The following is a 26,468-nucleotide window of genomic DNA, read 5'->3' as shown; positions in this document are numbered from 1 at the left end:
GGTGCTGGCCCTCGCCCTTCTCCGGGACACCCGCTACCGCACCTACTGGTTGGCCCTCTTCACCTCCCAGATGGGCACCTGGATGCAGGCGGCGGCCCAGGGTTGGCTGGTCCTCCTCCTCACGGGAAGTGCGGAACGGCTCGGCCTGGTGGTGGCCCTGCAGTTTTTGCCCTCCTTGCTCTTCTCCCTCCCCGCCGGGGTCCTGGCGGACCGCTACCCCAAGCGCCACCTCCTCCTCCTCACCCAGGGGGGCATGATGCTTCTGGCCTTCCTCATGGCCCTTCTCATCCTCACCGGCTGGGTGCGCTACGGCCACGTGCTCCTCTTCGCCTTCCTCTACGGGGCCCTGAACGCCATGGACCTGCCCGTACGCCAGAGCTTCACCGTGGAGTTGGCGGGCCGGGAACGCTACCCGGGGGCCATCGCCCTCAACTCCTTCGGCTTCAATCTAAGCCGCCTCTTAGGACCAGCCTTGGCCGGTCTCCTCATCGCAGGTTTTGGCGTGGGCATGGCCTATCTGGCCAACGCCCTGTCCTTTCTCCCCCTCCTTTTGGTCCTCCGGGGCGTACCCCCGGGCCCCGCGGCCGGGGAGGGGGACGGCCGCTTCCTCCGGGAGGCCCTGGAGGGGGTGCGCTTTGTCCTGGAAAACCCCCTGGTGCGAAGGGTGGTGGGGCTTGTGCTCTTTGCCAGCCTCCTGGGCATGAACTTCCAGACCCTGGTGCCCGCCTACGCCCGCCTGGTCCTGGGGCTTTCCGCTACGGGCTACGGCTTCCTGGTCTCCAGCGTGGGGGTGGGGGCCTTGGGGGCCGCCTTGGTCATGGCCTTCACGGGAAGGCCCAGGCCAGGCCGCCTTCTCCTGGGGGTCTTCGCCCTGGCCCTGGCCCACCTGGGGCTTTTCCTGCCCCAGGCCTCCTGGGTGCCCCTCTTCCTCGCCCTGGGGGGGTTTGGCATGATCTCCGTCCTCATCAACGCCAATACCCTGGTGCAGCTCTCCGTGCCCGACCGCCTTAGGGGCCGGGTCATGGCGGTCTACAGCCTGGTCATGCTGGGCACCGGCCCCCTGGGGGCCTACCTCACGGGGCTTCTCTTTGAGCTTCTGGGGGGGCGGCTGGCCGCCTTAGCCTTGGGCGGGGGGGTGTTCCTGGTGGGCCTTTACCAGCTCCGGCCCTGGCCTAAGGGCGCCAGTCCGCCGGCCTAGGCCCAAGGCCGAGCCGCCAGGCCACCCCCTGGGCCACCCTTTGCCCGGCCTTGCCGTCCCCGTAGGGGTTGGGGGCGGCCCGCATGCGGGCCAGGGCCTGGGGGTCTTCCAGGAGGCCCTTCACCGTGCGGTAGACCCCTTCGGGCTCGGTGCCCGCCAGCTTGAGGATGCCCGCCTCCAGCCCCTCAGGCCTTTCGGTCACGTTGCGCAACACCACCACCGGCACCCCCAGGGCGGCCCCCTCCTCCTGTAGCCCCCCGGAGTCGGTGACCAGGAGGAGGCTTTCCCGCATGAGGGCGGCCATGGGGCCGTACTCCAGGGGGTCCAGGAGGACGAAGTTCCTCACCCCCTTCAGCACGGGGAAGACCGCCTCCCGCACCACGGGGTTCAGGTGCACGGGGTAGACGAAGGTGAGCTCGGGGAAGGCCTCGGCCACCCGTTTGAGGGCCCGGGCCAGCTCTGGAAGAAGGGGCCAGTTCTCCCGCCGGTGCATGGTGACGGTCACGTAGGGCCCCGGGGGGAGCCCCTGGGGGAGGCGGCCTAGGCGGGCGGCCAGGAGCACGGCGTCCACCCCCGTCTGCCCCGTGACCAGGATGCCCTCCTCCCCTTTGCCCTCCCTGAGGAGGTTGGCCTTGGCCAGGGGGGTGGGGGCGAAGTCCAGGTCGGTGAGCACATCGGTGAGGCGGCGGTTGGCCTCCTCGGGGAAGGGCTCCTTGAGGTTGCCGCTCCTCAGGCCCGCCTCCACGTGGCCCACGGGCAGGCCCACCAGGAAGGCGGCCCAGGCCACGGCGAAGGTGGTGAGGGTGTCCCCGTGGACCAGCACGTAGTCCGCCCGCATCTCCTCCAGGGCCCGGGCCGCCTGGGGCAGGATGCGGGCGGCCAGGTCGGGGAGGGCCTGGCGTTCTTGCATTACATCCAGATTGCGGTCCTCCTGGATGCCGAAAAGGGAAAGGGCCTGTCTAAGCTGCTCCCGGTGCTGGCCGGTGAGGAGGACCAGGGGCTTGAGGTGGGGTAGGTCCTTGAGGGCCAGGTAGACCGGGGCCATCTTGGTGGCCTCGGGCCGGGTACCGAAGGCCAGGACGACCCGCTTCATTCCCCCCTCCAAAGGGCGCGTAGCCGGCGGTAGGTCACCCAGCTCAGGCCGGCCACGGTGGCCAGAAGGCTTGCCAGGATGGCTTCTTTAGGCATTCCCAGGTAGACCATGGCCAGCAGGTTGAAAAGGAGGGCCACCCCCCAGAGGACGAAGGCCACCCGCCGCTGGGAGAGCCCCCGGGCCAGGAGGCGGTGGTGGAGGTGGTCCTTTCCGGGGGTGGCCAGGGGGTTTTGCCCCTTGAGGAGGCGGCGCACCACCACCTGGGTGGTGTCCAGGATGGGCAGGAGGAGGAAGAGGGCCGGGGGCAGGAGGCCCAGGAAGGTGGTGAGCTTGAGGTTGCCCAAAAGGGCGGTGGCCGCCAGGGTGTAGCCCAGGAAGTAGGCCCCGGCATCCCCCAGGATGATGCGGCTGGGATGCAGGTTGTGCCGCAAAAACCCCAGGGCCGCCCCCCCCAGGGCGGCCAGGACCAGGGTGCCCGCGGCCCAGTAGGGGAACTGGGCGCTCACGAAGAGGAGGCTCATGGCGCTGATGAAGGCAATGCCCCCTGCCAGGCCATCCAGGCCGTCCATGAGGTTCAGGGCGTTGGTGATGCCCACCACCCAGAGCCAGGTGAGGAAGAGGCCCAGGGCCGGGTCCAGGGGGGTGCCGAAGGCGGCCTCAAAACGCACCCCCACGGCCATGAGGAGGAGGGCGGCCAGGGTCTGCACGAAGAGGCGGAAGAGGGGCGGCAGGCCGAACTGGTCGTCAATGAAGCCCACCAGGACCAGCCAGGCCCCCCCGAGGAGGATGGCCAGCACCTGGATGAGGACCTGTTCCACCAGGATGGGCCTTAGGAAGGCCGCGGCCACCAGGGCCAGGACCACGCCGGCGTAGACGGCCAGCCCCCCGGCGTTGGGCAGGGGCTCGCGGTTGAGCCGCCTTTCGTTGGGCTGGTCGGCCCAGCCCACCTTGAGGGCAAAGCGGCGCACCTGGGGGATGAAGCGCCAGGTGAAGAAGAGGGCCAGCAGGAAGGCGAAGACCACGGTGAGCCAGCCCGTGCCCGAGGGCTCGGCGATGCCGATGCGGCGGAGGAGCTCGGTCATTTCGTCCCGTAGATGCGGTCCCCGGCGTCCCCCAGGCCCGGGACGATGTAGCCGTGGTCGTTGAGGCGCTCGTCAATGGCCGCCACCACCACCTCGGTGTCGGGGTGGTCCTTGGCGATGCGCTCCAGCCCCTCGGGGGCGGCGATGATGCACATGAGCTTGATGCCGCTGGCCCCCCGTTCCTTCAACAGGGAAAGGGCATGGCTGGCGCTTCCCCCGGTGGCCAGCATGGGGTCCAGGAGGAAGACCCGGCGCTCGGCGATGTCCGGGGGGAGCTTGGCGTAGTACTGCACGGGCTTGAGGGACTCGGGGTCGCGGTAGAGCCCAATGTGCCCCACCCGGGCGTGGGGCACGAGCTTGAGGATGCCCTCCACCATGACGAGCCCCGCCCGGAGGATGGCCACCAGGGCGAGCTTCTTGCCGGAGAGGACCTTGACCCGGGCGCTAGCCACGGGGGTTTCCACGGTGGCCTCGGTGAGCTCCAGGTCCCGCATGGCCTCGTAGGCCATGAGGAGGGAAAGCTCCTCGGCGAGCTCCCGGAAGTCCTTGGGGCCGGTGCGCTTGTCCCGCAGGTGGGCCAGCTTGTGCTGGACCAAGGGGTGGTCCACCAGGGTGATCCTCATCCTCCAGAGCCTAACATGCCTGCCCCCTTCGGGGAAGGCAGTCCCTGAGGAAGCTTTCCGCCCGGGGGAGCTTTTCCCGAAGGGCCTCCTGGAAGCCCTCCGGGTGCTTGGTGCGGAACCAGTGGAGGTCATGGAGGTAGGTGAGGGGGACGTAGAAGGCCAGGCGCGCCCGCACCTCCAGGGGGTAGAGGCGGGCTAAGCGGAAGAGGGCCTCCCGGGCCGGGGCTTCCCCCAGGAGGTCCAGGCTCCCCGTCTTCAGGAGGGCCAGGTCCCGGGCCGGGTCGTCCCCTCCCGAGCGGACCCAGTCCACCAGCATCACCTCCGGGCCCTCCTGGCCTCCTTCCTTCACCAGGAGGTTGCCCGCCCAGGCGTCCCGGTGGCAGAAGCGCCGCTCGGCCCCGGCGGCCAGGTCCACCTCCCGCTTGAGGGCCCTGATGAGGGCCAGGGCCTCGGGCAGGTCAAAGAGGCTTTCCGCGAAGCGCTCCAGCCGGGCCAGGAGCTCTTCCCGCCCCACGTACCCGGGCTCGGGCAGGCGGTGGAGGGTGAGGAAGAGGTGGGAGAGGGCAGCCAGGGTCCTGGGGGTGAAGGCCTCGGGGGAGAAGGGCCTGCCGGGAAAGCGGCGGGTGATGAGGACCCCTTGGCCCTCCACCTCCGCCACCCCCAGGACGAAGCTTCCGAGGCCCGCCCGGGCCATGCGGCGGGCCTCGAGGGCCGCCAGGTGGGCCTCGGGGGCCTGGTAGACCTTGTAGACCCGCTCCCCGTCGGTGTAGACCCGGGCCTCAAAGCCGCCCAGGGGGTGAGGCGGGCCAGGGCTTGGGGGGAGAGGAGGCCCTTCAGGGCCGGAAGCGCCACAGGGCCTATTCTAAAGGCCTCCTGCCAGGGCTTAAGCCCCCAGGGTAACCTGAGGGCGTGGAGCTCCTGCGCCCCGAGGCCACCCTCCTCGCCCTGGGGGACAGGGTGGTCTCCTTTGACCGGGAGGGCCGGCCCTACCACTACTTCCGCCAGGGCCTTACCTTCAAGCGCGCCCTGGACGGAAGCCTCCACCTGCGCTTCCGGGATGGGGAGAGGAGGCGGAGACGCCTGGCCGAGGAGGAGGCCCTAGTCGTCTACCGGGAGGTCCTGGAGCTGGCGGCGGCCCACCTCCAAGACCCCGGGCGCCGGGCCGAGGTCCTGGCCTGGACCCCCGAGGGGCTCCTGGACCCCACCCCCTACCGCCGGGCCTACGCCTGGCCGGTCTCCATCCTGCCCCCGGACGCCTACCTCAGCGTGGTCCTCCAGGCCACCACGGGGTGTAGCTGGAACCGTTGCGCTTTTTGCTCCTTTTACCAGGACCGCCCCTTCCAAAAGCGTAGCCCTGAGGCCTTCCGGGAGCACGTGGAGCGGGTGCTGGCCCTTTTGGGCCGGGGGCGGCTTTTGCGCCGGGGGGTCTTCCTGGCGGACGGCAACGCCCTGGCCCTGGCCGAACCCCTCCTCCCCCTCCTGGAGGCGGTGGGGGAGGCCTTTCCCGGGGAGCCCGTCCTGGGCTTTTTGGACCTCTTCACCGGCCTCAGGAGGCCCGCCTCCTGGTGGAGGCGGCTTCGCGCCCTGGGCCTGCGGCGGGTCTACCTGGGCCTGGAAACGGGCCACGCCCCCCTCCTCGCCCTCCTCCGGAAGCCGGGCCACCCCCGGGAGGCCTTGGCCTTGGTGGGGGCCCTGAAGCGGGCGGGCCTGGGCGTGGGGGTGATCCTCATGGTGGGGGCGGGGGGGAAGCCCTTCGCCGAGGCCCATTTCCGGGAAAGCCTCGCCCTCCTCGCCGAGCTTCCCCTGGACCGGGAGGATATCGTTTACCTCTCTCCATTCCAGGAAAATCCCGGTACCCCCTACGCCGCCTTGGGCTTGGAGCCCCTTCCCGACGTGGAGGGGGAGCTTAGGGCCTGGGCGGAGGCCGTCCGGCGCCTGGGCCTCAGGGCGAGTCGGTACGATATCCGGGAGTTCCTCTACTGAACCTCTTGAACCTCCAGCTCCCCGGCTTCCGCCTGGAAGCCCACCGCCTTGTGGGTGCCGTCGCAGAAGGGCTTGTTCGCGGAGTGGCCGCAGCGGCAAAGGGCGAGCTTGGCCCTTTCTAGCCTTCTTTCCTCCCCGTTGAAGCGGAAGGGGGTTCCCTCGGGCAGGTCCAGGACCAGGGGCCCGTTTTCCCGAAAACGGAGGCGCATGGCCTCAGGATACCCCGTATAGTGGGGGTATGCGCTGCCCGCAAAACGCTCAAGAGGGGCTTCCCGTGCCCCTTAGGGCGGTGAAGAACTTCCTCACGGGAAGGGCTTTGGCCCGTCTGGACCCGGGCGTGGGGCACTACCTCTGCCAGGACCCGGCCTGCCCGGTGGTCTACTTCGGGGCGGACGGGGTGTACACCCGGGAGGAGGTGCGCTTTCCCGTGTACGAGAAGGGGGCTTCCCTGGTGTGCTACTGCTTTGACTGGACCCGGGAGGCCATCCGGGAAGCCCTCCTGGCCGGGCGGGACCCGGTGGCGGAGGTGGAAGCGGGGGTGCGGGCCAAGCGGTGCGCCTGCGACCTGCGCAACCCCCGGGGCAGGTGCTGCCTACCTGCGTTAAAGGCGGAGGTGGCGAGGCTTGTGGCTCCTTCCCCTCGAGGCCCTCTTCCTTGAACGCCTAAAGGCCCTGGCCCCGGAAGACCCCTTGGTCCTGGCGGTCTCTGGGGGCGGGGACTCCGTGGCCCTCGCCCACCTGGTCCACCGCCTGGGGCGGAAGGGGGTGGTGGCCCACCTGGACCACGCCTTGAGGCCTGATAGCGCCGAGGACCTGGCCTTCGTCCACGCCCTAGCGGAAAGGCTTGGCTTTCCCTTCTTCGCCGAGCGGGTGGAGGTGGGAAGGATCGCTCAGGAGCGGGGGGAGAACCTGGAGGCTTTGGCCCGGGAGGTGCGCTACACCTTCCTCCACCGGGTGGCCAAGAAGGTGGGGGCCAAGGCCATCCTCACCGCCCACACCCTGGACGACCAGGCGGAGACCGTCCTCCTCAAGCTCCTCCAGGGCACGGCCCGGGGGCTTGGCATCCGGGAAAAGGAGGGCCTGGTGGTGCGGCCCCTCCTTCCCTTCCCCCGGGAGGCCCTCCGGGACTACCTGAGGTCCTTGGGGGAGGTCTGGCGGGAGGACCCCACCAACCAAGACCCCAGCTGGGACCGGAACTACCTGCGCCTTAGGGTTTTCCCCCTTCTTCTGGAGCGCTTTCCCCGGGCCCGGGAGGCCCTGGACCGCTTCGCCCGGGCCCAGGAGGCGGAGGACGCCACGCTGGAAAAGGAGGCCAAAGCCCGTCTCCTCCCCGACCCCCGCTTTTTCGTCCCCGCCTACCGGGTAGCCCCCCTGCTCCACGCTCCCCCTGCCCTGCGCCGCCGGGTGCTCCGCCAGGTGCTAGAAGGCCTCTCCCTCCGCCCGGAGGCCCGGCTCATCGCCCTCTTGGAAGGGGCCTTGACGGGTAAGCCCGCCACCCTGCCGGAGGGCTTCCTCGCCCGCCGCAAAGGGGGGACGCTTTTCCTCATCCCCCCTTCGCCCAAGCTTCCCCTGCCCCCGGGCTTCCGCCCCCCCGAGCCCGGGGACTACCTGGAGATGCCCTACGGGAGGAAGCGCCTACGGGACTTCCTGGCGGAAAAGGGGGTGCCCAAGGAGCTCAAGGGCCTTTGGCCCGTGCGGGCGGAGGGGAAGCGGGTGGTGGAGGTCCTGGGCCTCTACCCCCTGGGGGAGGAGGAGCGCCAAATGGGCCTGGCCCTGGCGGAGGCCAAGGAGGCCCTGGCCCAGGGGGAGGTGCCTGTAGGGGCGGTCCTGGTGGTGGGGGAGAGGCTTTACCGGGCCCACAACCGGGTGGAGGCGGAGGGGGACCCCACGGCCCACGCCGAGATGCTCCTCCTCCGGCAAGCGGGCAAGGAGGCCCGGGGGGGGCGGATGTACGTGACCCTCGAGCCCTGCCTTATGTGCCAGCATGCCCTCAACCAGGCGGGGGTGGAGGTGGTCTACGGGGCGGAGAACCTGAAGGAGGGGGCCCTCACCCGGTTTGGCCTTCGGGGGAAGGTCTTGGGTGGTGTGCGGGAAGGGGAATGTGCTAAGCTCTTAAGGGATTTCTTCGCCCGGCTCAGGGAGGGGTGCCGGAGCGGTTGAACGGGCCGGTCTCGAAAACCGGTAGGCCCCCCAAGGGGCCTCGCGGGTTCGAATCCCGCCCCCTCCGCCAAAGGCGGCCTTTGGCCGCCTTTTTCTATCCCCCATTTGGGGGATACGGCCCTGGCACCTCTGGACCTAAGATGCGTGGAGGGAGGTAGGGGTGCGCGCTAGAGGACTCAGTTTGGTGGAGCTACTCGTGCTCCTTGCCGTTTTAGCGGTGGTTTTGGCCATGGGAGCCTTAAATGGGCGAAGGACCCTTTTAGGCCAGGAGCATGCAGCTTTCCTTAGCACGCTCCAGAACGTCTTCTGGCAGGGGGCTACTGAGGCAGCAAGCCGAGGGGTGAACCTTACCCTAGAGCGCAACGGGAGCCGATTGGAGTTGAAGCAGGGTTCTACGGTGTTGCGCACTTGGGACATACCTCAGGGGGTAGTCCTGTCCCTGGGGAATGGGTCCATCGTCCGGTTCACCCCCCCGGGTAAGGTGCAGGATCCCCAAGGGCAACCCCTTACCCAACCCCTCACGTTTACCGCCACGGTCAACGGGAAGACGTATACGTACACCATCTCTCTTATCGGGGAGGCGAAGAGGGTGCCATGAGAAGAAGCGCTCAGGGACTCACCTTGTTGGAAGTGCTTATCGCTCTTTCCATCTTGGCCTTGGTCTTGTTGGCCTTTAACGCCGTCCTGGTATCTAGCCTGAGGCAAACCTCCGTTTCCGGTGCCCGTACCCAGGCGGTGCAAATCCTCAACTATCTGGGCCGGAGGATTGTGGGAGGGGATTCCTTCCTCCTCTCTGGTTCCACGTCTATCGTGTACGGGTATGGGGAGCTTCGACAAAACTTCCCCGACCTTCCCCAGGAAGCCCGTTTCGCCAACCCAGACCTCTACCGAGCGGAGATCCGCAATGCGGGAAGCCCCAGTTGGGCGAACAACCTCGGGGTAAGCGTGAACGAGTACCGTATCCAGGTGTGTTGGCGCCAGGCCGGACAGGAACACTGCACGGAAGCCCGCACCTTCTCCGCGCCACCTTCGGGCTCCGGTTCCGCGCCCCCTCCTTTGGAGGGCATCAACTGACGGGAGGAAGCCATGTGGAAGAGAACAGGCTTCACGCTTTTGGAACTACTCGTTGCCCTGGCCATCCTGGCCACGGTGATGGCCATCGCTTACGGCGGGATGGTCCAGTTCATGGGCTTTCGTTCGGATGTGGACGCCGCAGCAAGTGCCCAAGCCAAGCTTAGGCGGATCGTTGAGGTGTTTACCCAGGACCTGCGCAGCGCAGTCTTTGGCGGTCTGGCCTCCACCCCCTATCCCTCTGGTGAAGGGAGTATCTCCTTTGCCCTCATTGATGGGGGAGCAGGGTATCCGGTCCTACCCCATGATAGTGGGAGCAACAGTAGCTTCAAGCAGGCTGCCGAGGCCAAGATACTGGTTTTGGCAAGCCAGGCTTCTGACATAGGGATCTCGGCCGGGGACTATGTCCTTATGGTTAACGCCAATGGGGATGGCGTTATCCTTCCGGTCACCCGGGTGAACGCCGTGGGTGGACAGCCTAACCGTTGGCACGTAGTCCATGCTGGTTGCGGCAACACCATTGACTATACGCCCAACACGCTTCTTTTCCGGGTACGCACCCTCGGGTTTAGATACAACCCCAACACCAAGGAGCTTGTCTATCGGGATGGTTCCGGGGGTGAGATCCCCGTGGCCTTTAGCCTAAGCCGCTTTGCGATCCGCTATGTTTACGAGGCAGGACAGGGGGATGTTCTGGTGAACCCCGGAGGCTACAGCTATGCCAACCCTACGGGTACACCGCCGTTCCAAGTTACGCAAAACAACAAAACGTACACCTTAAGGCGCCTGTCCTTGGTGTTGGGTGCTGAGGTGTTTTCCCGCGGCCGCTCTGTGGACCGGGTGTACACGAGCCAGGTAGAGCTTTCCTCCAACACCCAGTACCAGGTGCGGCGCATCGTGCCTTGCCGATAGGGGGAGGGAGTATGCAGCAAAGGGGCATTGCTTTGGTCATCGCTCTGGCCACGGTTCTCGTGGTTTCAGGCATAGGAACCCTGCTTTTCCTGCGCACCTTGGGCGAGATCCGCCATAGTGGTCAGGACCAAGCCATCGTCCAGACCCTGATGTTGGCCCGCGGTGCGGCGAACACGGGGGGCACGTTCTTGAGCACCACGGCTCGGGACCGCCTGAGTGCCATTGTGCGGGGTACCGCCAGCACCACGGACTGTTGGGCCTATGGGGGAAGTAGCAACTGTCAAACGGGCTCCCAGCCCGATCCCGTGGCTGTAGCCCAGGCACTGGCGGGGGTGGCTTCGCAGCTTCAAGCCCAAGTGGATAGCTACCTCTGCCCAGGGGGGACGCTGCGGAACCTTTCCCCTTCCGGCCTAAACGCCACGGTGACACTTAGGGTTCATTTCACCGCAACGGCGTGTGGGCAAAACCTTCCGCCCAACACACGCCTTCCCAACGGCCGTTTTGTAGAAGGAGCCCCGCGGACGGCCACAAGCGGGGCCTCCCAGACGTATGCCCTTCCCTTCGTCATGGTGGCTGAGGCAGGTTTTGGGCCTTACCGCCGCAACATTGTCCTTCAGGGAGAGTACCGCTTTGTGGTGGGGCGGGCCAGCTTTTCCAGGTGGGCGCTCTTTACCCATATCCATACCCTTCCCAATGGGACGGATGTTTGGTTTACGGACCGAACCCTCTTTGACGGGCCTGTGCACACCAATAGCCATTTCCGTTTTTACCGGCAACCTTGGTTTGGGGGGGAGGTGACGAGCGCAGGGTGTACGAGACTGGGGAATACCAGCTGTAGTGGTCAAACCAGGCCCGGGGCTTATTTCTATGGCGTTAACGGAGGCAACCTTGTGCTCGCCAGCAACATGCAACCTTCGGCTAACGCTCCTTCCTACAGGAACACATATGGTACCCATGCTCCCCAGTTCGCCGCGGGGGTGGACTGGAACGCTTCCTTTATCCCTCTGCCCCAGAACAACCAAGATCAAAGGAGTGCAGCGCAAAGCGCAGGCCTGTACTTCCAACGCACCGTTACCCGCTTGGAGCTTAGGCGGGTGTGTGTGAATGAGACCACGGGCCTCGAGGTGCCCTGCAGCCTTTCCCTCCCCGTGGGGGTGACCAAGTACCAGTACATTACCGTAACCTACTGCCAAAACAACAACTGCAGCCAGACCAAGACGGAGAAGTACCGCTACGGGGAGGACCGGAAGCTTTACCAGGAGGTTACCCAGGGCACCACCACCTCGTGGCAGGCCGTGCAGCGCAACGGAAGCGACGTTTACTTCAACGGGGTTATCTTTAGCGATAGGGAAATCCGAGGGCTCCAAGGACCCCCGCGAACCAACGCCAACGATCCCAATACCGCAGGCCCTGCCCTTGCCGAGTTTGCCCAGATCACCGTGGCGGCCACGGACACCATCCAGATCACCGGGGATCTTAAATACGAAACGCCCCCGTGTTCCGGGGTGCCCACCCGGAACCCGGATGGTACGGTAACCCCAGCCACCTGCGATAACCTCAACGTCAGGAATGTGTTGGGTGTCTACAGCCAAGATGGCGATGTGGTCATAGACGAAAATGCGCCCAGGGATTTGCACATCCACGGCTCCCTGATGAGTGCTGGCGGCGTGGTGACGGTGGAGAACTACAACAACATCCCGGAAAAGGGTAGCGTTTACCTGATTGGGGGCATCATTGAGAAGTACTACGGGGCTTTTGGGACTTTCAACGGCCAAACTGGGCAGAACTCCACAGGATACGGCCGGTCCTTCACCTATGACCGCCGCTTCCTGCAAGGGGTGGCCCCACCTTTCTTCCCCACCACGGGGCAGGACCAGGTGACGGGGGTGGCGGTTTTCAGTTATGGGCAGCGGGAGCAAGTGTACTGAGGTGGGCTAAAGGGGAATGAGCTGAAACCCCCACCGCCCCCCCAGGACGCCCCAGGCCGCCAAAAGGGCTTCCGCCTCTTGGCGGCATGGGGGTAGGCCTTGGAGGAGGAGGTAAAGGAGGCTTACCATCTCCCCGATCACCACGAAGCCGTAGCGCCTTTCCTCCTCCTCCCAAAGGGCCTCCATTTTGCGGTGGGCCATGCGCCAGGGGACGGGCAGGAAATGCCCCTTGGGGGCTATGGCTTCGGGGGCGCAGAGGGCGGGGTCGCCCGCGGTGAGGAGGCCCCGGCAGGCAAGGGGCCTATAGGGATAGACCCCGCAAAGCCCTTCCTCCAGGAAGGGGCAGGGGGTGCGGCTTCGGAAGAAGCGGCTTGGGAAGTCCGCCTCGTCTTTTCCCTGGGAGAGGAGGGCGAGGCGCCCCGGGCCCTCCTGCAGGATCCGGCCCCGTTGCGCCCCCGTGAGGTGGGGGAGGAGGGCTTCCCCCTCGAGGCGGGAAAGGGTGACGAGCCCGAAGCAACAGGCGAAGCACCCCGCCCGGCAGGAGGGCTTCTGGCCCTTTTTCGCCAGGTAGTCGGCGAGGTCCAGGTCCAGGGCGCGCCAGGCTTCCTCAGGGGTCATCGCCGCAAGCGGTAGGTCCCCTTCCGGGGGTCAAAGGGGCAGGCGCGGAAGGCCACGTGGGGGCAGAAGCGCCTATACCGGCGCACCTCCTCCGCCAGGCCTCGAGGCAGGCCGCACCTGGGGCAGCGGGCGGGCCGCCTGGGCCATAGGAGGTAGGCCAAGAGGAGGAGCCCCAAGAGGGCGAAAAGCTCCATCGCCCTCAGTCTAGCCGGGTAAACTGGGACCATGCCCGCACCCTTTTTGGAGCCTTTGGTGCCCGGGGTTTCCCCGGCTGTGTCCGCCTGGATTAGGGGTTTGGAGGAGGTCGCCCTCCACCTGGAGAAGTGGGCCTTTGACCTATCCGAAGAGGCCTTCTGGTGGCGGCCCAAGGAGGGGGCCAACCCCATCGGCGGCCTGGTGCGCCACATCACCGGAAGTTCCTTGCGCCTGGGCGCCTACGCCCTGGGCCTTCCCCTCCCCGAATGGGCCAAGCGGGGCCGGGAGTGGGAGCTCCAGGGGGAGGCGGAGCCCAAGGAGGCGGTGGTGGCCCGTTTCCGGGAGGCCTGGGAGGGGCTCCTTGCCGGCCTCAAGGGGGTGAAGGAGGAGGCCTTGGCCGAGGAGGTCGCCGTGGGCCACCTGGGGGTGCGGGCCCCCAGGGCCCACGTCCTCCACCACCTGGTGGAGCACGCCCAGCACCACGCCGGCCAGGTCATCTACGCCCGGAAGCTCCTCTAGGGCGTTTGCCCCCTGGGCTTGGGCGTAAGATGGGGGCATGGAACGGGTTGGTCTGCGCGCGGCGCCCAAGCTTACCCTAAAAGCCCTGGAGGAGGCCCTACGGGGGGTTCGCCTCCCCGAGGCCAAGGTCTACCTCATCACCGACTGGCAGGACCGAAGGGACCAGGCCCGCTACGCCCTCCTCATCCACGGGGGGAGGAAGGACCTCCTCACCCCCGACGCCTTCGGCCCCGCCTTCCCCGGGGGGAAGGAGGCCTTGGCGGAGCTTGTGGCCCTCCTCCTGAAGGGAGGGGCGAGGAGGTTCTACGAGGCCGTGGTCTCCCCGGGGGAGATGACGGCCCTGTTGGACCTGCCTCCCGAGGAGCTCGTCAAGCGGGTGGTGGCCATTGCGAACCCTGCCGACCCAGGTATCTACCTCCAGAAAGCGGCTTAGCAACCTTCTTCACAAAAAAGGGGCCAGATTCCCGATTAGGGTGATGCCTGGAGGTGGCCTATGCGTGCCGTGGTGCTCACGGGCTTTGGTGGCTTGGACAGGTTGGAGGAGAGGGACCTCCCTGTGCCCGAGCCGGGACCCGGGGAGGTCCTGGTGAGGAACCTCGCCGTGGCTGTTAACCCGGTGGATGCCAAAATCCGGGCCGCAGGGCGTTGGGCTGGGGTGGAGCCCCCTTTCGTGCTGGGTTACGATGCCGCGGGGGTGGTGGCCAAGGTGGGCCCTGGAGTGAAGGACCTCCAAGAGGGGGATGAGGTTTACTACACCCCGGAGATTTTCGGCAACCCCCATGGAACGTATGCGGAGTTCACCCGGGTGCCGGCTAGCCTTGTGGCGAGGAAGCCCAGGAACCTCTCCTTTGCTGAGGCCGCGGCCATTCCCTTGGCCGGAGGGACGGCTTGGGAGGCGGTGGTGCGCCGTTTGGCGGTCCGTCCTGGGGAAGCGGTGCTCGTCATGGGTGGTGCAGGGGGCGTGGGCTCCTTTGCAGTGCAGTTTGCCAAGGCGGCTGGGGCCTTCGTTATCGCCACGGCAGGCCAGGAAAACCTTCCTGTGCTGAAGGAACTCGGGGCGGACCTTGCCCTGGACTACCGGGGCCCTTGGCAGGAGGAGGTGTTGCGGGCTACGGAAGGCTTCGGTGTGGACGCTGCCTTTGAGACGGCGGGGGAAAACCTGGTGGAGCGGGTTATTCCTGTGGTGCGCCCGTTTGGCCGCATCGCCACCATCCTCCCCCCCCAAGGGAACCTTGCTGGCCTGTACACCAAAAACCAAACCCTCTACGGGGTTTTCCTCACCCGGGAGCGCAGGCGGTTGGAGGAGATGCGTCCCCTTTTTGAGCGAGGCCAGGCCAAGCCCCTTTTGGCCGAGGTCCTGCCCTTTAGCCTGGAGAACCTGCGCAGGGCCCATGCCCGTATGGACTCGGGCCACGGGCGGGGCAAGGTGGTTTTGGTCTTTCAGGCGTAAAGGAGCCTAAGCCTGGCCGCCTCCTCCGCCAGGAGAGGGAGGCGGCTTAGGTCTACCCCCGTGGCCAAGCCCTTTTCTTCCAGGAAGGGCAGGACCCTTTCCGTGGGCAGGTTGCCCACGAGCTCGTCCCCAGCGAAGGGGCACCCCCCTACCCCCGCCAGGGCCCCTTCCAGCCAGAAGACGCCCGCCCGCAACACCGCCTCCACCTTGGCCAAAACCCCCTCGGGCCGGGCGTGGAGGTGGGCCCCAAGCCCTTCGGGGCCAAAGCGCTCCACGGCCCGGCTCAGCACGGCGAAGACCCGCTCGGCGTCCGCCACCCCGTAGGTGTCCGCCAGGGCGATCTCCTTTACGCCCAGGTCCCGGAGCCGGGCGATGGCCTCGAGGACCCCCTCCACGCTCCAGGGGTCCCCATAGGGGTTGCCGAAGGCCATGGAGAGGTAGACCACCAGGCCAAGCCTGCCCTCCACCTGCCTAACCATTTCCGCCACCAGGGGCCAGGACTCGGCGATGGAGCGGTTCGTGTTCGTGCGCTGGAAGGTTTCCGAGAGGGAGAAGGGGTAGCCCACGTGGGTGAGGTTTTCCGCCCCTAGGGCCCTTTCCAGGCCTTTCTCGTTGGCCACGATGGCCAGGTAGGTGCGCCCCTCGGGGGGAGGGAGCGCCCGAAGCACCGCCTCGGCGTCTTGCATCTGGGGCACCCACTTGGGGGAGACGAAGCTGGTGAGGTCCAGGTGGGAGAAGCCCGCCTCCAAAAGCTTCTTCAGGAAGGCCACCTTCTCCTCGGTGGGGATGAAGCGGGAAAAGCCCTGCCAGGCATCCCTTGGGCATTCCACCCAGCGCGCCCTCTCCATGGCCGCCTCATACCTGGAAGACCCCGACCCTCAAGGGCTCCCTTTCCGGGTTCAGGGCGCAGGCCTCGAGGGCCTTGATGAGCCACTTCCGCGTCTCGTGGGGGAAGAGGATCCCGTCCACCCAAAGCCGGGCGGCGGCGTACCGGGGGTCTAGGGTCTCCTCGTAGCGCCCCTTGATGCGCTCGTAAAGCGCTTTGAGCTCCTCATCCGAGGGTTCTTGGCCTTGGCGCTTGAGCTTTTCCACCTCCAGTTCCAAAAGGGTCTTGGCCGCCTGGGCCCCGCCCATCACGGCGTACTTGGCGCTGGGCCAGGCGAAGAGGAAGCGGGGGGCGTAGGCCTTCCCCGCCAGGGCGTAGTTTCCCGCCCCGAAAGAGCCCCCGAGGATTAGGGTGATCTTGGGCACCACGGAGTTGGAGACGGCGTTGACGAGCTTGGCGCCCCGGCGGATGATCCCCGCCTGCTCCGCCTCCTTGCCCACCATGAAGCCCGCCACGTCCTGGAGGAAGAGGAGGGGGATGCCCATCTGGTTGACCTCGAGGATAAACCGCGCCGCCTTGTCCGCCGCCTCGGGGTAGATGACCCCGCCCACCTCAATCCGCCCCTTCTTCTTCAAGATGAGGCGCTGGTTCCCCACAATCCCCACGGGGAAACCGCCGATGCGGGCGAAACCCGTGACCAGGGTTTCCCCATAGGACGCCTTGTACTCCAAAAACTCCGAGCCGTCCACGATCCGGGCGATGACCTCCCGGAGGTCGTAGGGCCTGGAGCCGTCGGGGGAGATGAGGCCGTAGAGGTCCTCTATGGGGTAGAGGGGCTCCTTGGGCTCCTTCCGCCCCTCGGCCCAGGGGGCGAGCCGGGGGGGCGGGTAGAGGGCGGCGAGCTCCCGGATGCGTTCCAAGGCGGCCTCGTCCGTGGGCTCGTAGAAGTCCACGGTGCCCGAGACCTCCGCGTGCATCCTCGCTCCCCCAAGCTCCTCCGAGGAAACCTCCTGCCCGATGGCCGCCTTCACCAGGGCGGGGCCCGCCAGGTAGAGGCCGCTCCCCTCCGTCATGATGAGGACGTCGGTCATCACCGGGAGGTAGGCTCCCCCGGCCACGCAGTTGCCCATGATGGCGCTGATCTGCGGGATGCCTAAGGCGGACATCCGGGCGTTTAGGTAAAAGATGCGGCCGAAATCGTCCTGGTCGGGGAAGACCTCGTCCTGGAGGGGCAGGAAGACCCCGGCGGAGTCCACCAAGTAGACCGTGGGGATGCGGTTTTCCAGGGCGATGGTCTGGGCCCGGATCACCTTCTTGGCGGTGATGGGGAAGAAGGCCCCCGCCTTCACCGTGGCGTCGTTGGCGATGATCATCCAGTCCCGGCCCCCGATGCGGCCGAGGCCGGTGATGACCCCGCCCGCCGGCGCCCCGCCCCATTCCTCGTACATGCCGTAGCCGGCGAAGGCCATGAGCTCGTAGAACTCCGTGCCCGGGTCTATGAGCCTTTGGATGCGCTCCCGGGCGGTGAGGCGGCCCTTTTGGTGCTGCCGCTCCATGGCCCTTGGGCCCCCGCCTTGACGCACCTTCTCCAGGCTTTCCCTAAAGTCCCGCACCAGGGCCACCCAGGCGTCCTTGTTGGCCTTGAAGGTGGGGTTTTCCCGGTCCTCGGGGCGGAGGGCGGTTTCCAGCATGGCCTGAGTATAACGCTTTTTCGCCTAGGAGGAAAAAAGCGTGCCCTCCTGTGGCGGGGGGCAGGGGAGGCCCTTTTGCCTTTCCTCCTCCGCCCGGCGCCGGGCCTCCCGGTCCACCCGCTCGTTTTCCGGGTGGCCGGCGTGGCCCTTCACCCAGTGGAAGCGCACCCGGTGGGGGGCCATCGCCTTCAGGAGGGCCTGCCAGAGGTCCTGGTTTTTCACCGGGCCCCCTTCCGCCCTCCGCCAGCCGTTTTTTTGCCACCTTTCCAGCCAGCCTTGGGCGAAGGCGCGCTCTAGGTACTGGCTATCCGTGTAGAGGTCCACCTCGCAGGGCTCCTTGAGCGCCAAAAGGCCCTCCACCGCCGCCTTAAGCTCCATGCGGTTGTTGGTGGTGCAGGGCTCCCCTCCCGAAAGGAGCCTTTCCCGGCGCCCATAACGGAGGAGGGCTGCCCACCCCCCGGGCCCCGGGTTGCCCAAGGAGGCCCCGTCGGTGAAAAGCGCCACCCGCTTCACGCCCCTAAGCCTACGCCTCTAGGGTCTTGCGCGTGTCCTGGGGGGCGGGGATGCCCCCGGTGAGGAGGGTGTAGGCGGCGGCGAGGGAGACGCCGAGCCCGGCCAGGAGGAAGACGGTGGGGGCGCCTATGGGGCCTTCCAGGGCCCCGCCCAGCATGGTGCCCAGGAGGACGGCGGCGTTCATCACGGCGCCGAAGGCGGCGAAGATCCGCCCCCGCATCTCCTGCGGGGTGTTGAGTTGCAGGATGGAGCGGGCGGGGACGATGAAGGCCATGTTGAGGAACCCTCCCACGAAGAAGGCCACCAAGACCCAGGCGAAGACGGGGAAAAGCCCCACGGAGGCCTCAAAGAGGCCGAAGAGGAGAAGGGCGAGGAGGAAAAGCCTTTCCCGAGGCACCCTATGGAGGAGCCTGGGCAGGGCAAGCCCCCCCAGGATGGCCCCCAGGGCCATGGCCGCCTCCATGAAGCCAAAGCCCGCAGAGCCCACCTTTAGCCACTTGAGGGCCAGCACCACCCCGAGGGCGGTTTCCACCGAGCCGAAGGCGGCGGCGGCGAAGAGGGTGCCCACGGCCCGGCGGATGGGAGGGGTTTGCCAGAGGTGGCCTAGCCCCTCCTTCACCCGGGCGAAGAAGCCCGCCTTGGACACCCTTTCCGGCCGCAAAGGGGGAAGCCCGAGGAGGAGGAACCCCGAGGCCAAGTAGGTGGCGGCGTCCAGGTAAAAGGCGTAGGCGGGCCCCACCGCCGCCACCAAGACCCCGGCCGCCCCCACGAAGAGAACCTCGGAAAGGCGGTCTGCGAGGAGGATGAGGCTATTGGCCTCGTCCACCTCCTCCTGGGGCACCAGGTCGGGGACCACGGCGTTTTGGATGGGGTCGTGGAGGTCGCGGAGGAGCTCTATGAGGAAGACCAGAAGGAGCAAAAAGGGCAGGCTTTTGGCCCCGAGAAGGGGGATGAGGGCCACCAGGGGGGCCCTCAGGAGGTCGGACCCGACGAGGAGGCGCTTGCGGTCTTGGGTGTCGGCCCAGGCGGAAAGGAGGGGGGAGAAGACCACGGTGCCGAGGAGTTGCACCCCTAGGGTCAAGGAAACCCACAGGGCGTTTTCCGTGAGGAGGTAGATGAGGACGAGAAGGGCCACCCGGTGAATCTTGCTTCCCGCTTGGGAGACCAGATAGGCCAGGATGAGCCGGGCAAAGGCTTTGTGCCGGAGGACTTTCATAAAACCCCCTTCCCGGGGATTATACCAGGGAAGTGGGGCCCTTAGGGGTTAGGCGCCACCAAGTAGGCCAGGCGCCTGCCTTCCCGGGCCAGCACCAGAACGTCCTCCGGCAGGCGGTAGACCAGAAGGTCCTTGAGCCTTCGGGGGACCTCCCCCGCCTGGCCCACGTAAAGGGCGTCTTCCCGCAGGCGGAGGGAGAGGACGCTTTGCCCCACCTTTAGGCTCAAGGGTTCGGGGGTTAAGGAGACCAGGTGGACCTCCCCGCCCAGGGTCTCTCGGGTGGGGGGGCGGCGGCCCAGGTACTCCTTTAGCGCTTCCGCCAGGGTTTGGGCCTCCCGGGGCAATGCCAAGGCCTCGCCCACCTGGGCGAGGGGGGGGTAAGGGTCGGTGGGGCCCAAGCGCCTTAGGGTTAGCTCTAAAAGCTTGCGGGCGAAGTCTTGTAGGTTTTCCTCGGGGGCTTGGCGGAACTTTTCCGCAAGCTCTTTCCCGAAGCCCTGGGGTTGGAACTCCCCTTTAAGCTTGGCGGAGAGGGCCCGGAGGAGGCGCAGGTAGGCGTAGTCCTCCTTAGGGGACAGGAGGAGGGCGAGGAGGCGGCCTTCGGCTAAAAGCTCGTAGAGCCTAAGGCCGCTTCGCGCTTCCAAGCGGAGGTGCAGGAGGTTGCCTTCCCGCACCGCCCAGACCTCGAGGTCCTCCCAAGGGATCACCAAGGTCTCTTCCAGGACGTGGTCCTCTCCCCCTAGGCCGAGGTGCCAGACGCCCTCCACCTGGCTTAGGGTAAGGACCAGGGGCCCCAAGGGGACCCGGCCTGGGGCAAGGGGAAGGGTGCGGAGGCTTTCCTCCCCGCCCCCGGGCTCGGGCACCTTGGGCCAGGGGGTTTCCCCTTGGGGGGTAGGGAGCAGGTTGAGGAGGGCGAGGACCTTTTCGGAGGCCACCTGGAAGCGGCGCTTTTCCTCCTCCAAAAGGAGTTCCCGCCGCCTTTCCTCCTGGGCCTCCTTTTTTAGGCGCTCCTCCAGCTGGGCGATCTCCTGGGGATGAGCGCCCAGGCGCCGGGCCTCCTCCAGGGCCCGCCGTAGGGCGAGGAGGTCCCGCTTGGGGGGAAGGCCGTAGGCCTCTTCCCACTCCAGGATGCGGTTCAGGAAGCGCCGGACGTAGGCCTTCGTCTCCTCGGGGGGCAAGGGGAGGTCCTCGGGGATGCGGAGGGTGGTGTCCAAAAACTCCAGGAGAAGGGCCTCCGCCACCTTGGGGTCCTCCAGGTCCAGGAGGCTTTCCGAGAGGGAAGGGATGGGGTGGGTGGGGGTGAAGCGGGAGAGGTTGAAGTCCCGTTTGAAACCCTCCTTTTCCCGGTAGTCCAGGTAGTTTTGCAAGAAGGCGTGGATGAGCCTGAGCTCCTCCCGCCTGCCCGAGAGGAGGTCCTTGGCCCGGGCCTTGGCTTCCCGTTCCGCCCATAGCCGCCACACCTTTTGGGCCAGGGCCTTTTGGGCGGGGGCGGTGTCGGGGGGGGAAAGGGCTTCGGGCTCTTCCGGGACCAGGGTGGGGAGTTCGGGAGGGGGTGGGGGAGGCTCGAGGCGCTGCCTTAGGGCCCGGAATCGGGCGTCTGCCTGGCGGAAGCGCTTGGCTAGGGGGCCGGGGAGGCGGGTCTGGGCCAGGAAGGCGCGGAGGGCCAAGAGGGCCTTCTTGCCCCCCTTGGGGGTGCGGCCCGCCACCAGGTCCTCCACCCGGTACTCGTAGAGGTCCACCAGGTCGGCCAGGTGCTCCACGTTTCCATCCTATACAATGAGACCGATGCGCCTGGCTCCCCGGTTTAGCGTGGCCGCCGTTTCCCACGTGGGCCGCCGCCAGAACAACGAGGACTTCCACCGGGTCCTTAGGCTGGAGGTACCCCAAGGCAACCTCCTGCTCTTGGCGGTGGCGGACGGGATGGGGGGGCTGGAGGCCGGGGAGTGGGCGAGCAAGGTGGCCATTGAGGCCCTGTCCGAGGCGGTGCGGGCCTACGCCGAGCACCTCTCCACGGGCCGGCCGGCGGTGGGGCTTTCCAAGGTCATGGAGAAGGCCTTTACCCTGGCCCAAAAACGGGTGGAGAAGGAGGCGGAAAAGCCGGGAAGGAAGGGAATGGGCACCACCCTCACCGCCTTCCTCTACGCCGACTGGCTCAAGGAGGGGGTGGTGGGGCACATCGGCGACTCCCGGGCCTACCTCCTGGGGCTAGGGGGGCTTAAGCGCCTCACGGAGGACCACTCCTGGGTGGCGGAGAGGCTTCGGGAAGGGGTGCTTACGCCCACGGAGGCCGAGCGCCACCCCTACCGCCACGTCCTCACCCGCGCCCTAGGTTTGCCCGAGGCCCGCTTTGACGTGATCCCCGTGCGCCTGGCCCCCGGGGAAGGGATTTTGCTGGCCACGGACGGGCTTTATGGGCTGGTGCCTGAGGAGGAGTGGACTTTGGGCAAGGATTTGCAAAGGAGCCTCGAGGCCCTCTTGGCCGAGGCGCTTCGCCGGGGCGGGGACGATAACGTCACCGCCGTGGCCCTACGGGTGGAGTGATGCAGGGGCTTTTGGCCGTTCTCCTGGTACTCCTCACCGTCCTGTTGGCGGTGCGGCTTTCCCCGTGGCCCCTCCTTTTCCTCCTCGCCCTCCTTTCCGGGGCGGGCGTGGCTACGGGGGCTCGGACGGAGGGGGTCCTTCCCTGGCTCCTCCTGGCCCTGGGCGCCTGGGCGGCCCCCCGGGTCTACCTGGGAGCGAGGCGGAGGCCCGCCCGCCGCCCGGCCAAGGCGGCCAAGCGGGAGGGGCCCAAGACCACGGAGGAAACCCAGGCCCTTGCCCAACGCTACGAGATCCTGGAGAAGGTGGGCGTGGGGGGCATGGCCACGGTCTACAAGGCCAAGGACAGAAAGGCGGGCCGCCTGGTGGCCCTAAAGGTGCCCCAGGAGCGTTTTGTGGGCGATCCCCGCTTCGTGCGCCGCTTCCACCGGGAGGCGGAGGTCTTGGCCAAGCTGGACCATCCCAACATCGTCAAGGTCTACGACCACGGCCAGGTGGACGGGGTGCACTTCATCGCCATGGAGTTTTTGGAAGGGGAGGGCCTGGACAAGCTCATTGAGGAAAGGCGCATAAACCTCGGGCAGGCCACGGCCATCCTGGCCCGGGTGGCGGACGCCCTCAAGCACATCCACGCCCAAGGCATCGTCCACCGGGACATCAAGCCGGGGAACATCATGATCCTCAAGGGGGCCCTAAGGGGAGATGGGGTGGACCCAAGGGGCGTGCGCCTCATGGACTTCGGCATCGCCGCCGGGAAGGTCCTAACCCGGCTCACCATCACGGGGGCCCGCATCGGCACCCCCGTCTACATGAGCCCGGAACAGGCCAAGGGGCAGAAGCTGGACCACCGCTCGGACATTTACTCCCTGGGCATCGTGCTCTACGAGGCCCTCACGGGCCAGCCCCCCTTCACGGGCGGGTACGAGACGGTGATCCACCAGCAGATCTTCCAGGTGCCCACCCCGCCCAAGCAGCTCAGGCCCGAAATCCCACAGGCCCTTTCGGACCTGGTCCTCAAGATGCTGGAGAAGGACCCCGCCAAACGGCCTAGCCTGGACGAGGTGATCCGGGGCCTCGAGGGGCCCTGGGAGGAGGAGAAGGGCCTGCCGCACCCCTTCTACCTCCTCCTTGGGGTGGAGGCCAAGAAGGGAAGCGTGCGCCTTTTGGACCCGAAGGGCACCGCCTCTCGGCTCATCTCCGGCATCGGTTCCGCCCCGGGCCACTTCTCCGCCCCGCCCCTTTCCGTGGCCGCCGACCCCCAAGGGGGGATTTGGGTTTCCGTCTTTGAGCACGGGGCCAAGCTCCTCCACCGCTTCTCCCCGGAAGGGGAGCTTCTCCTTTCCGCGGGGCCTTATGGGATGAAGCCCGGGGAGTTCCTCTTCCCCGCCTCCTTGGCGGTGGCGGACGGGGCCCTTTACGTCCTGGACGCCGAGACCGCCACCATCAGCCGCCTGGACCTGGAAGGGCGGTACCAGGGGCGCTTCGGCGGGCAGGGGCCGGGGCGCGGCACCTTCCAAGACCCCAAGGCCCTGGTGGCGGCGGGGGGGTTCCTCTTCGTCTTGGACTACGGCAACCGCCAGGTGCAACGCCTAAGCCTGGACGGGCGCTACCTCTCCCGCTACGCCTTCCGCCGCTCTAAGGAAAGCGAGGAGCTCAGGCTCCTTGGGGGCGTGGGGGCGGACGGCCATAGGCTTTACCTCTACGACGTGGAGGCGGCCAAGGTGCGGGTGGTGGATTTCTCCGGAACGCTCCTCGCCTCCTGGGCCCTGCCTCTCCTGGAAGGGGAGGACGCCCGGAGCCTGGTGGAGCTTCTGCCCTGGGAGGGCATCCTCTACGCCGCCCGCAGGGGGTCAAGCCGCCTCCACCGCCTGGACCTGAAGACGGGGGAGGCCCTCCCGCCCTTGGAGGTCTACGCCCCCGTGCGGGCCTTGGGGGTATGGCGGAACCCGGCATGAGGGTCCTCGTGGTGGAAGACGACCCTGGGGTGCGGGAGGCCCTCACCCTGGGGCTTTCCCTGGAGGGGCACGAGGTGAGGGCCACGGAAAGCCCCGAGGAGGCCTTGGCCCTCCTGCCTTGGGCGGAAGCGGTGGTCCTGGACGTGCTCCTGCCGGAAGGGGATGGGTTTTCCCTCTTAAGGGCCATCCGCGCCCGCTCGGAGGTGCCCGTGCTCATGCTCACCGCCTTGGATGCGGTGGAGTGGCGGGTGAAGGGCTTGAGGGAGGGGGCGGACGATTACCTGGTGAAGCCCTATAGCCTCCAGGAGCTTCTGGCCCGCCTCGAGGCCCTCGGGCGGCGGGCCCGAAGGTCCGAGGAGGTCCTCGCTTACAAGGACCTCCGCCTCTACCCGAAGCGCATGGAGGCCTACCGGGGCGAAAGGCGGCTTCCCCTTTCCCCCAAGGCCTTCCTCCTCCTCAAGGCCTTCCTGGAGAACCCCGAGGAGGTGCTCTCCAAGGAGGCCCTGATGCTTAAGGTCTGGGGCGAGGTGGTGGAGCCCGCCACCCTGGAGGTCCACCTCTCCGCCCTGCGCAAGGCTTTGGGGGAGCCTAATCCCATCCAGACCCTCCGCGGCTATGGGTACCGCCTTTCCCTCCCTTAGGGCGAGGCTTTTCGCCCTCCTTTTCCTGGCGCTTTTGCTCCTCGCCTTTCCCCTCGCCCTCCTCTCGGCCCGGGAGGCGGAGCGGGCGGCCACGGAGGATCTGCGGCGGGCCCTCTTCTCCCGGCTTTTCCTCCTCAAGGAGGAAGGCCCTCGGGACGAGGAGGCCCTATTGGCGGAGCTCTTCCGCCTGAGCCAGGTCTATGGGGGCGGCACCGGGTTCGTGGTGGGGGAGGCGGTCAAGACCACGGAGCTCGCCCCCTTCGCCCTGCCCCCCGCCCTCCTCCAGGCCCTCGCCGAGGGGCGGGCCTACCAGGGGGTGTGGCGGGGGGTGCTTTACGTGGCCCTGCCCCGGGAGGGCGGGGGGTTTGGCCTGGCGGTGCCCTTGGAGGGGGTGGCGGGGCTTGGGCGTCGCCTTCTCCTCCTCTACGCCACCTGGGGGGGTGGGGTGCTCCTTGGGGTGTTCGCCTTGGCCGCCCTGGGGTTTTCCTGGGCCTTGAGGCCCCTGAAGGAACTCGCCCAGGTCCTTCAGGGCCGCGCCCCCCAGGACCTTTCGCCCCTTCCGCCCCCCCAGGTGGCGGAGCTTAGGCCCGTGGTGGAGGCGCTCAACGGACTCCTCGCCCGGGTGCGGGGGCTTCTTGAGGAGCTCTCCGAGAAGGAGGCCCAGGCCCGCCGCTTCGCCCGCCACGCCTCCCACGAGCTCCGGAACCCCTTGGCCGCCCTAAAGGGGTACCTGGAGGTCCTGGCCCGCAAGGGCGAGCCCAGGGCCCTGGAGGGGGCCTTGCGGGAGGTGGGGCGCCTCGAGGGCCTCCTCTCGGGCCTCCTTAGGCTTTCCCAACTGGAGGCCACCCCCCTGCGCTCCCTTCCCCTGGACCTGGGGGCCTTCCTCAGGGAAAGGGGGGTGGCGGTGGAGGGGGAGGCCCGGGTCCTGGCCGATCCCGAGCTTCTGGCCCTGGCGGTGGAGAACGTCTTGGAAAACGCCCGCCGCCACGGGAAACCTCCGGTGCGGGCGGAAATCCTCAAGGAGGGCGAGGGGGTTTGGCTTTGGCTCGTGGACAGCGGCCCCGGCTTTCCCGAAAACCTCCTCCCCCGGGTCCTGGAGCCTTTTGTCCACGGGGGGCGGGGAACGGGGCTCGGGCTTGCCCTGGTGGCGGCGGTGGCTCGGGCCCACGGGGGAAAGGCCCGGGCGGAAAACCGGGGTGGGGCGGCGGTGGGGCTTTACCTGCCTTTGGCTTGGCTTAAGGTTTCCCCCGCTGCGGGCTTTGGCCAAGGGGGCTAGGTTGGGGGTGGGAGGTGATGGGGATGCGCAAAGCGCTTTTCGGTGTGTTCCTTTTGGTGGTGGGCCTTTCCTTGGCCCAAGGGACGGAGTACCGCCAGGCGGCCCTGGCGGCCTCGGCCTTGGCCCGGCTGCAGGCCGTGGCCCAGACCGCCCAGGGGGAGGCCAAGCTTCTGGACTGGGCCAAGGCGGTGAAGACCAGGGCGGAGAAGGCCTTTGAGGCCAAGGCCTACTTCAAGGCGGCCCGGGAGGCCCAGGCGGCCCTCCTCCTCTACCGGGCGGCCCAGGGGGAGCCTCAGGTGAAGGCGCCCGCCCGCCCTGCCCCCCGCATGGGCTTCCGCCACGGCTACGGCCCTAGGGATGGGGGCTGGAAGGGAAGGGAGATGGCCTCCCGGGTGGCGGAGCGGGCCAGGCTTGCCGTGGACCGGGCGGAGAAGGAGCTCGCCTACTACCGCGCCCAGGACCCCTTGGTGAGGGACCTGGTGGCGGAGGCCAAGGGCAGGCTGGAGAAGGAGCCGGGTAGGGCTTTTCTCCTGGCCCGGGCGGCTTTGGCCCTCGTTTCGGCGGAAAGGGGCTTCTAGATGCGGGGGCTCGCCCTTCTCCTCCTTTTGGGCCTGGCCTGGGCCCAAGGAGGGGAGGAGCGGGCCCTTGCCCGTTGCGTGGAGGTGGTGCGGACCCTGGAGGTGCAGGCGCTCTACCGGGAGGATGGGGTGGTCCTGGTCCTGCTGGGCCGGGAGCGCCCCCTTCTCCTTGTGGCCCTCGAGGGGGGAAGGCCCATGCCCCACGCCGGACCCCCTCGAGGCCGCCCCTTGGGCAAGCGGCCCCTGCCCTTCCTGCGCGAACTCACCCTGGCCCGCTTCGTGGCGGTGGGGGAGAAGGAGTACCGCTGTTTCATCCTCTACCGGGGGCGGGTGGTGGGGGTTTTGCGCCTGGCAAAGGATTTTTCCCCGTTGCCCTTGGAAGGCTTTTCCCCTTGAGTAAACTAAG

At 67.5% G+C, this 26,468-nt stretch carries 27 protein-coding genes, 1 tRNA gene and 2 pseudogenes; 18 read left to right on the top strand and 12 right to left on the bottom strand.

What is annotated here, in order from left to right; translation table 11 throughout:
- Position 1 precedes the first annotated feature (1 nt).
- Positions 2–1,198 (top strand): MFS transporter, encoded by a 1,197-nt coding sequence (locus A0O31_RS03310; RefSeq protein WP_018111488.1) that lies wholly within the window; start codon positions 2–4, stop codon positions 1,196–1,198.
- On the opposite strand, the gene wecB is transcribed toward A0O31_RS03310, so the two are convergent.
- The 4 genes and pseudogenes from wecB to A0O31_RS03290 all read right to left on the bottom strand — a co-directional run bounded on the left by wecB (position 1,173) and on the right by A0O31_RS03290 (position 4,848).
- Positions 1,173–2,291, bottom strand: coding sequence for a non-hydrolyzing UDP-N-acetylglucosamine 2-epimerase (gene wecB, locus A0O31_RS03305; protein ID WP_018111489.1), 1,119 nt, complete (start codon positions 2,289–2,291; stop codon positions 1,173–1,175). The genes A0O31_RS03310 and wecB overlap by 26 nt on opposite strands.
- Entirely contained in the window at positions 2,288–3,373 is a 1,086-nt protein-coding gene (locus tag A0O31_RS03300) for an MraY family glycosyltransferase (protein WP_018111490.1), read from the bottom strand. The genes wecB and A0O31_RS03300 overlap by 4 nt, the downstream gene beginning before the upstream one ends.
- Entirely contained in the window at positions 3,370–3,996 is a 627-nt protein-coding gene (gene upp, locus A0O31_RS03295; RefSeq protein WP_071676673.1) for a uracil phosphoribosyltransferase, read from the bottom strand. The genes A0O31_RS03300 and upp overlap by 4 nt, the downstream gene beginning before the upstream one ends.
- A 10-nt stretch (positions 3,997–4,006) precedes the next feature.
- Positions 4,007–4,848: pseudogene (locus A0O31_RS03290) on the bottom strand (phosphotransferase family protein).
- Between the two features lie 57 nt (positions 4,849–4,905).
- Between A0O31_RS03290 and A0O31_RS03285 the strand changes: the two are divergent.
- Positions 4,906–5,979, top strand: a complete 1,074-nt coding sequence (locus A0O31_RS03285) for a radical SAM protein (protein ID WP_071676672.1) — start codon at positions 4,906–4,908, stop codon at positions 5,977–5,979.
- Here the strand turns inward: A0O31_RS03285 and A0O31_RS03280 are convergent.
- On the bottom strand, positions 5,973–6,188 hold the full coding sequence (locus A0O31_RS03280; RefSeq protein ID WP_071676671.1) for a CDGSH iron-sulfur domain-containing protein: 216 nt from the start codon (positions 6,186–6,188) through the stop codon (positions 5,973–5,975). The genes A0O31_RS03285 and A0O31_RS03280 overlap by 7 nt on opposite strands.
- A gap of 29 nt (positions 6,189–6,217) precedes the next feature.
- Between A0O31_RS03280 and A0O31_RS03275 the strand changes: the two genes are divergently transcribed.
- From A0O31_RS03275 to A0O31_RS13015, 7 genes and pseudogenes are all read left to right on the top strand, one after another.
- Positions 6,218–6,637: a copper chaperone Copz family protein gene (locus A0O31_RS03275; protein ID WP_071676670.1), complete on the top strand. Its 420-nt coding sequence runs from the start codon at positions 6,218–6,220 to the stop codon at positions 6,635–6,637.
- Entirely contained in the window at positions 6,603–8,138 is a 1,536-nt protein-coding gene (tilS, locus tag A0O31_RS03270) for a tRNA lysidine(34) synthetase TilS (protein WP_071676669.1), read from the top strand. The genes A0O31_RS03275 and tilS overlap by 35 nt, the downstream gene beginning before the upstream one ends.
- Positions 8,117–8,208, top strand: a tRNA-Ser gene (locus A0O31_RS03265). The genes tilS and A0O31_RS03265 overlap by 22 nt, the downstream gene beginning before the upstream one ends.
- A 524-nt stretch (positions 8,209–8,732) precedes the next feature.
- Positions 8,733–9,212: a type IV pilus modification PilV family protein gene (locus A0O31_RS03255; RefSeq protein WP_071676667.1), complete on the top strand. Its 480-nt coding sequence runs from the start codon at positions 8,733–8,735 to the stop codon at positions 9,210–9,212.
- 12 nt (positions 9,213–9,224) lie between these two features.
- Positions 9,225–10,121, top strand: a complete 897-nt coding sequence (locus A0O31_RS03250) for a PulJ/GspJ family protein (protein ID WP_071676666.1) — start codon at positions 9,225–9,227, stop codon at positions 10,119–10,121.
- An 11-nt stretch (positions 10,122–10,132) separates the two neighbouring features.
- Positions 10,133–10,921 (top strand): annotated as a pseudogene (locus tag A0O31_RS13435) (DUF4900 domain-containing protein); the annotation flags it as partial.
- 300 nt (positions 10,922–11,221) lie between these two features.
- Complete coding sequence (locus A0O31_RS13015) at positions 11,222–12,049, top strand: hypothetical protein (RefSeq protein ID WP_237259053.1); 828 nt, start codon at positions 11,222–11,224, stop codon at positions 12,047–12,049.
- A gap of 6 nt (positions 12,050–12,055) precedes the next feature.
- On the opposite strand, the gene A0O31_RS03240 is transcribed toward A0O31_RS13015, so the two are convergent.
- Both A0O31_RS03240 and A0O31_RS03235 read right to left on the bottom strand, forming a co-directional pair.
- Positions 12,056–12,667 (bottom strand): YkgJ family cysteine cluster protein, encoded by a 612-nt coding sequence (locus A0O31_RS03240; protein ID WP_071676664.1) that lies wholly within the window; start codon positions 12,665–12,667, stop codon positions 12,056–12,058.
- Positions 12,664–12,861: a hypothetical protein gene (locus A0O31_RS03235; RefSeq protein ID WP_071676663.1), complete on the bottom strand. Its 198-nt coding sequence runs from the start codon at positions 12,859–12,861 to the stop codon at positions 12,664–12,666. Before A0O31_RS03235 ends, A0O31_RS03240 begins: the two co-directional genes overlap by 4 nt.
- Before the next feature lie 31 nt (positions 12,862–12,892).
- Here A0O31_RS03235 and A0O31_RS03230 point away from each other — a divergent pair, with 31 nt between their 5' ends.
- The 3 genes from A0O31_RS03230 to A0O31_RS03220 are packed head-to-tail and all read left to right on the top strand — an operon-like array spanning position 12,893 to position 14,831.
- Complete coding sequence (locus tag A0O31_RS03230) at positions 12,893–13,381, top strand: DinB family protein (RefSeq protein ID WP_071676662.1); 489 nt, start codon at positions 12,893–12,895, stop codon at positions 13,379–13,381.
- Positions 13,382–13,418: 37 nt separating this feature from the next.
- Positions 13,419–13,814: a DUF3197 domain-containing protein gene (locus A0O31_RS03225; protein ID WP_071676661.1), complete on the top strand. Its 396-nt coding sequence runs from the start codon at positions 13,419–13,421 to the stop codon at positions 13,812–13,814.
- A 60-nt stretch (positions 13,815–13,874) separates the two neighbouring features.
- A complete protein-coding gene (locus tag A0O31_RS03220; protein ID WP_071676660.1) occupies positions 13,875–14,831 on the top strand; it encodes a zinc-binding dehydrogenase in 957 nt (318 codons plus the stop codon).
- Here the strand turns inward: A0O31_RS03220 and A0O31_RS03215 are convergent.
- The 5 genes from A0O31_RS03215 to A0O31_RS03195 are packed head-to-tail and all read right to left on the bottom strand — an operon-like array spanning position 14,822 to position 20,834.
- A complete protein-coding gene (locus A0O31_RS03215) occupies positions 14,822–15,679 on the bottom strand; it encodes a hydroxymethylglutaryl-CoA lyase (RefSeq protein WP_071676659.1) in 858 nt (285 codons plus the stop codon). The two genes, A0O31_RS03220 and A0O31_RS03215, sit on opposite strands and share 10 nt — an antisense overlap.
- 7 nt (positions 15,680–15,686) lie before the next feature.
- Positions 15,687–17,348, bottom strand: a complete 1,662-nt coding sequence (locus A0O31_RS03210) for an acyl-CoA carboxylase subunit beta (protein ID WP_071676658.1) — start codon at positions 17,346–17,348, stop codon at positions 15,687–15,689.
- Positions 17,349–17,372: 24 nt separating this feature from the next.
- Complete coding sequence (gene rnhA, locus A0O31_RS03205) at positions 17,373–17,861, bottom strand: ribonuclease HI (protein WP_071676657.1); 489 nt, start codon at positions 17,859–17,861, stop codon at positions 17,373–17,375.
- Between the two features lie 10 nt (positions 17,862–17,871).
- Complete coding sequence (locus A0O31_RS03200) at positions 17,872–19,077, bottom strand: MFS transporter (protein WP_071676656.1); 1,206 nt, start codon at positions 19,075–19,077, stop codon at positions 17,872–17,874.
- Between the two features lie 41 nt (positions 19,078–19,118).
- The gene (locus A0O31_RS03195; protein ID WP_071676655.1) at positions 19,119–20,834 is read right to left on the bottom strand and encodes a hypothetical protein; all 1,716 of its coding nucleotides are present in this window, start codon (positions 20,832–20,834) and stop codon (positions 19,119–19,121) included.
- A 25-nt stretch (positions 20,835–20,859) separates the two neighbouring features.
- Here A0O31_RS03195 and A0O31_RS03190 point away from each other — a divergent pair, with 25 nt between their 5' ends.
- The 6 genes from A0O31_RS03190 to A0O31_RS03165 are packed head-to-tail and all read left to right on the top strand — an operon-like array spanning position 20,860 to position 26,458.
- Positions 20,860–21,615, top strand: coding sequence for a PP2C family protein-serine/threonine phosphatase (locus A0O31_RS03190; protein WP_071676654.1), 756 nt, complete (start codon positions 20,860–20,862; stop codon positions 21,613–21,615).
- Positions 21,615–23,567 (top strand): protein kinase domain-containing protein, encoded by a 1,953-nt coding sequence (locus A0O31_RS03185; protein ID WP_071676653.1) that lies wholly within the window; start codon positions 21,615–21,617, stop codon positions 23,565–23,567. The genes A0O31_RS03190 and A0O31_RS03185 overlap by 1 nt, the downstream gene beginning before the upstream one ends.
- Positions 23,564–24,208: a response regulator transcription factor gene (locus A0O31_RS03180; protein WP_071677908.1), complete on the top strand. Its 645-nt coding sequence runs from the start codon at positions 23,564–23,566 to the stop codon at positions 24,206–24,208. The genes A0O31_RS03185 and A0O31_RS03180 overlap by 4 nt, the downstream gene beginning before the upstream one ends.
- Positions 24,183–25,484, top strand: coding sequence for a sensor histidine kinase (locus A0O31_RS03175; protein ID WP_071676652.1), 1,302 nt, complete (start codon positions 24,183–24,185; stop codon positions 25,482–25,484). The genes A0O31_RS03180 and A0O31_RS03175 overlap by 26 nt, the downstream gene beginning before the upstream one ends.
- Before the next feature lie 23 nt (positions 25,485–25,507).
- Positions 25,508–26,062, top strand: coding sequence for a hypothetical protein (locus A0O31_RS03170; protein WP_071677907.1), 555 nt, complete (start codon positions 25,508–25,510; stop codon positions 26,060–26,062).
- A complete protein-coding gene (locus tag A0O31_RS03165; RefSeq protein WP_071676651.1) occupies positions 26,063–26,458 on the top strand; it encodes a hypothetical protein in 396 nt (131 codons plus the stop codon).
- The last annotated feature ends 10 nt before the right edge of the window (positions 26,459–26,468 follow it).

The sequence above is a fragment of the Thermus brockianus genome, from assembly GCF_001880325.1.
In the GTDB taxonomy this organism is placed as follows: Bacteria; Deinococcota; Deinococci; order Deinococcales; family Thermaceae; genus Thermus; species Thermus brockianus.
Note: the sequence above shows the minus strand (reverse complement) of the source record. Positions and strands in the feature narration are given on the sequence as shown.

Coding starts and splice junctions, on each gene's coding strand:
- A0O31_RS03190 (WP_071676654.1), top strand. CDS start 20,860: ATGCGCCTGGCTCCCCGGTTTAGCGTGGCCGCCGTTTCCCACGTGGGC.
- A0O31_RS03210 (WP_071676658.1), bottom strand. CDS start 17,348: ATGCTGGAAACCGCCCTCCGCCCCGAGGACCGGGAAAACCCCACCTTC.
- A0O31_RS03165 (WP_071676651.1), top strand. CDS start 26,063: ATGCGGGGGCTCGCCCTTCTCCTCCTTTTGGGCCTGGCCTGGGCCCAA.
- A0O31_RS03255 (WP_071676667.1), top strand. CDS start 8,733: ATGAGAAGAAGCGCTCAGGGACTCACCTTGTTGGAAGTGCTTATCGCT.
- A0O31_RS03300 (WP_018111490.1), bottom strand. CDS start 3,373: ATGACCGAGCTCCTCCGCCGCATCGGCATCGCCGAGCCCTCGGGCACG.
- A0O31_RS03225 (WP_071676661.1), top strand. CDS start 13,419: ATGGAACGGGTTGGTCTGCGCGCGGCGCCCAAGCTTACCCTAAAAGCC.
- wecB (WP_018111489.1), bottom strand. CDS start 2,291: ATGAAGCGGGTCGTCCTGGCCTTCGGTACCCGGCCCGAGGCCACCAAG.
- A0O31_RS03170 (WP_071677907.1), top strand. CDS start 25,508: ATGCGCAAAGCGCTTTTCGGTGTGTTCCTTTTGGTGGTGGGCCTTTCC.
- upp (WP_071676673.1), bottom strand. CDS start 3,996: ATGAGGATCACCCTGGTGGACCACCCCTTGGTCCAGCACAAGCTGGCC.
- A0O31_RS03250 (WP_071676666.1), top strand. CDS start 9,225: ATGTGGAAGAGAACAGGCTTCACGCTTTTGGAACTACTCGTTGCCCTG.
- A0O31_RS03215 (WP_071676659.1), bottom strand. CDS start 15,679: ATGGAGAGGGCGCGCTGGGTGGAATGCCCAAGGGATGCCTGGCAGGGC.
- A0O31_RS03275 (WP_071676670.1), top strand. CDS start 6,218: ATGCGCTGCCCGCAAAACGCTCAAGAGGGGCTTCCCGTGCCCCTTAGG.
- A0O31_RS03200 (WP_071676656.1), bottom strand. CDS start 19,077: ATGAAAGTCCTCCGGCACAAAGCCTTTGCCCGGCTCATCCTGGCCTAT.
- A0O31_RS03180 (WP_071677908.1), top strand. CDS start 23,564: ATGAGGGTCCTCGTGGTGGAAGACGACCCTGGGGTGCGGGAGGCCCTC.
- A0O31_RS03220 (WP_071676660.1), top strand. CDS start 13,875: ATGCGTGCCGTGGTGCTCACGGGCTTTGGTGGCTTGGACAGGTTGGAG.
- A0O31_RS03235 (WP_071676663.1), bottom strand. CDS start 12,861: ATGGAGCTTTTCGCCCTCTTGGGGCTCCTCCTCTTGGCCTACCTCCTA.
- A0O31_RS03240 (WP_071676664.1), bottom strand. CDS start 12,667: ATGACCCCTGAGGAAGCCTGGCGCGCCCTGGACCTGGACCTCGCCGAC.
- A0O31_RS03230 (WP_071676662.1), top strand. CDS start 12,893: ATGCCCGCACCCTTTTTGGAGCCTTTGGTGCCCGGGGTTTCCCCGGCT.
- A0O31_RS03280 (WP_071676671.1), bottom strand. CDS start 6,188: ATGCGCCTCCGTTTTCGGGAAAACGGGCCCCTGGTCCTGGACCTGCCC.
- A0O31_RS03175 (WP_071676652.1), top strand. CDS start 24,183: ATGGGTACCGCCTTTCCCTCCCTTAGGGCGAGGCTTTTCGCCCTCCTT.
- A0O31_RS03185 (WP_071676653.1), top strand. CDS start 21,615: ATGCAGGGGCTTTTGGCCGTTCTCCTGGTACTCCTCACCGTCCTGTTG.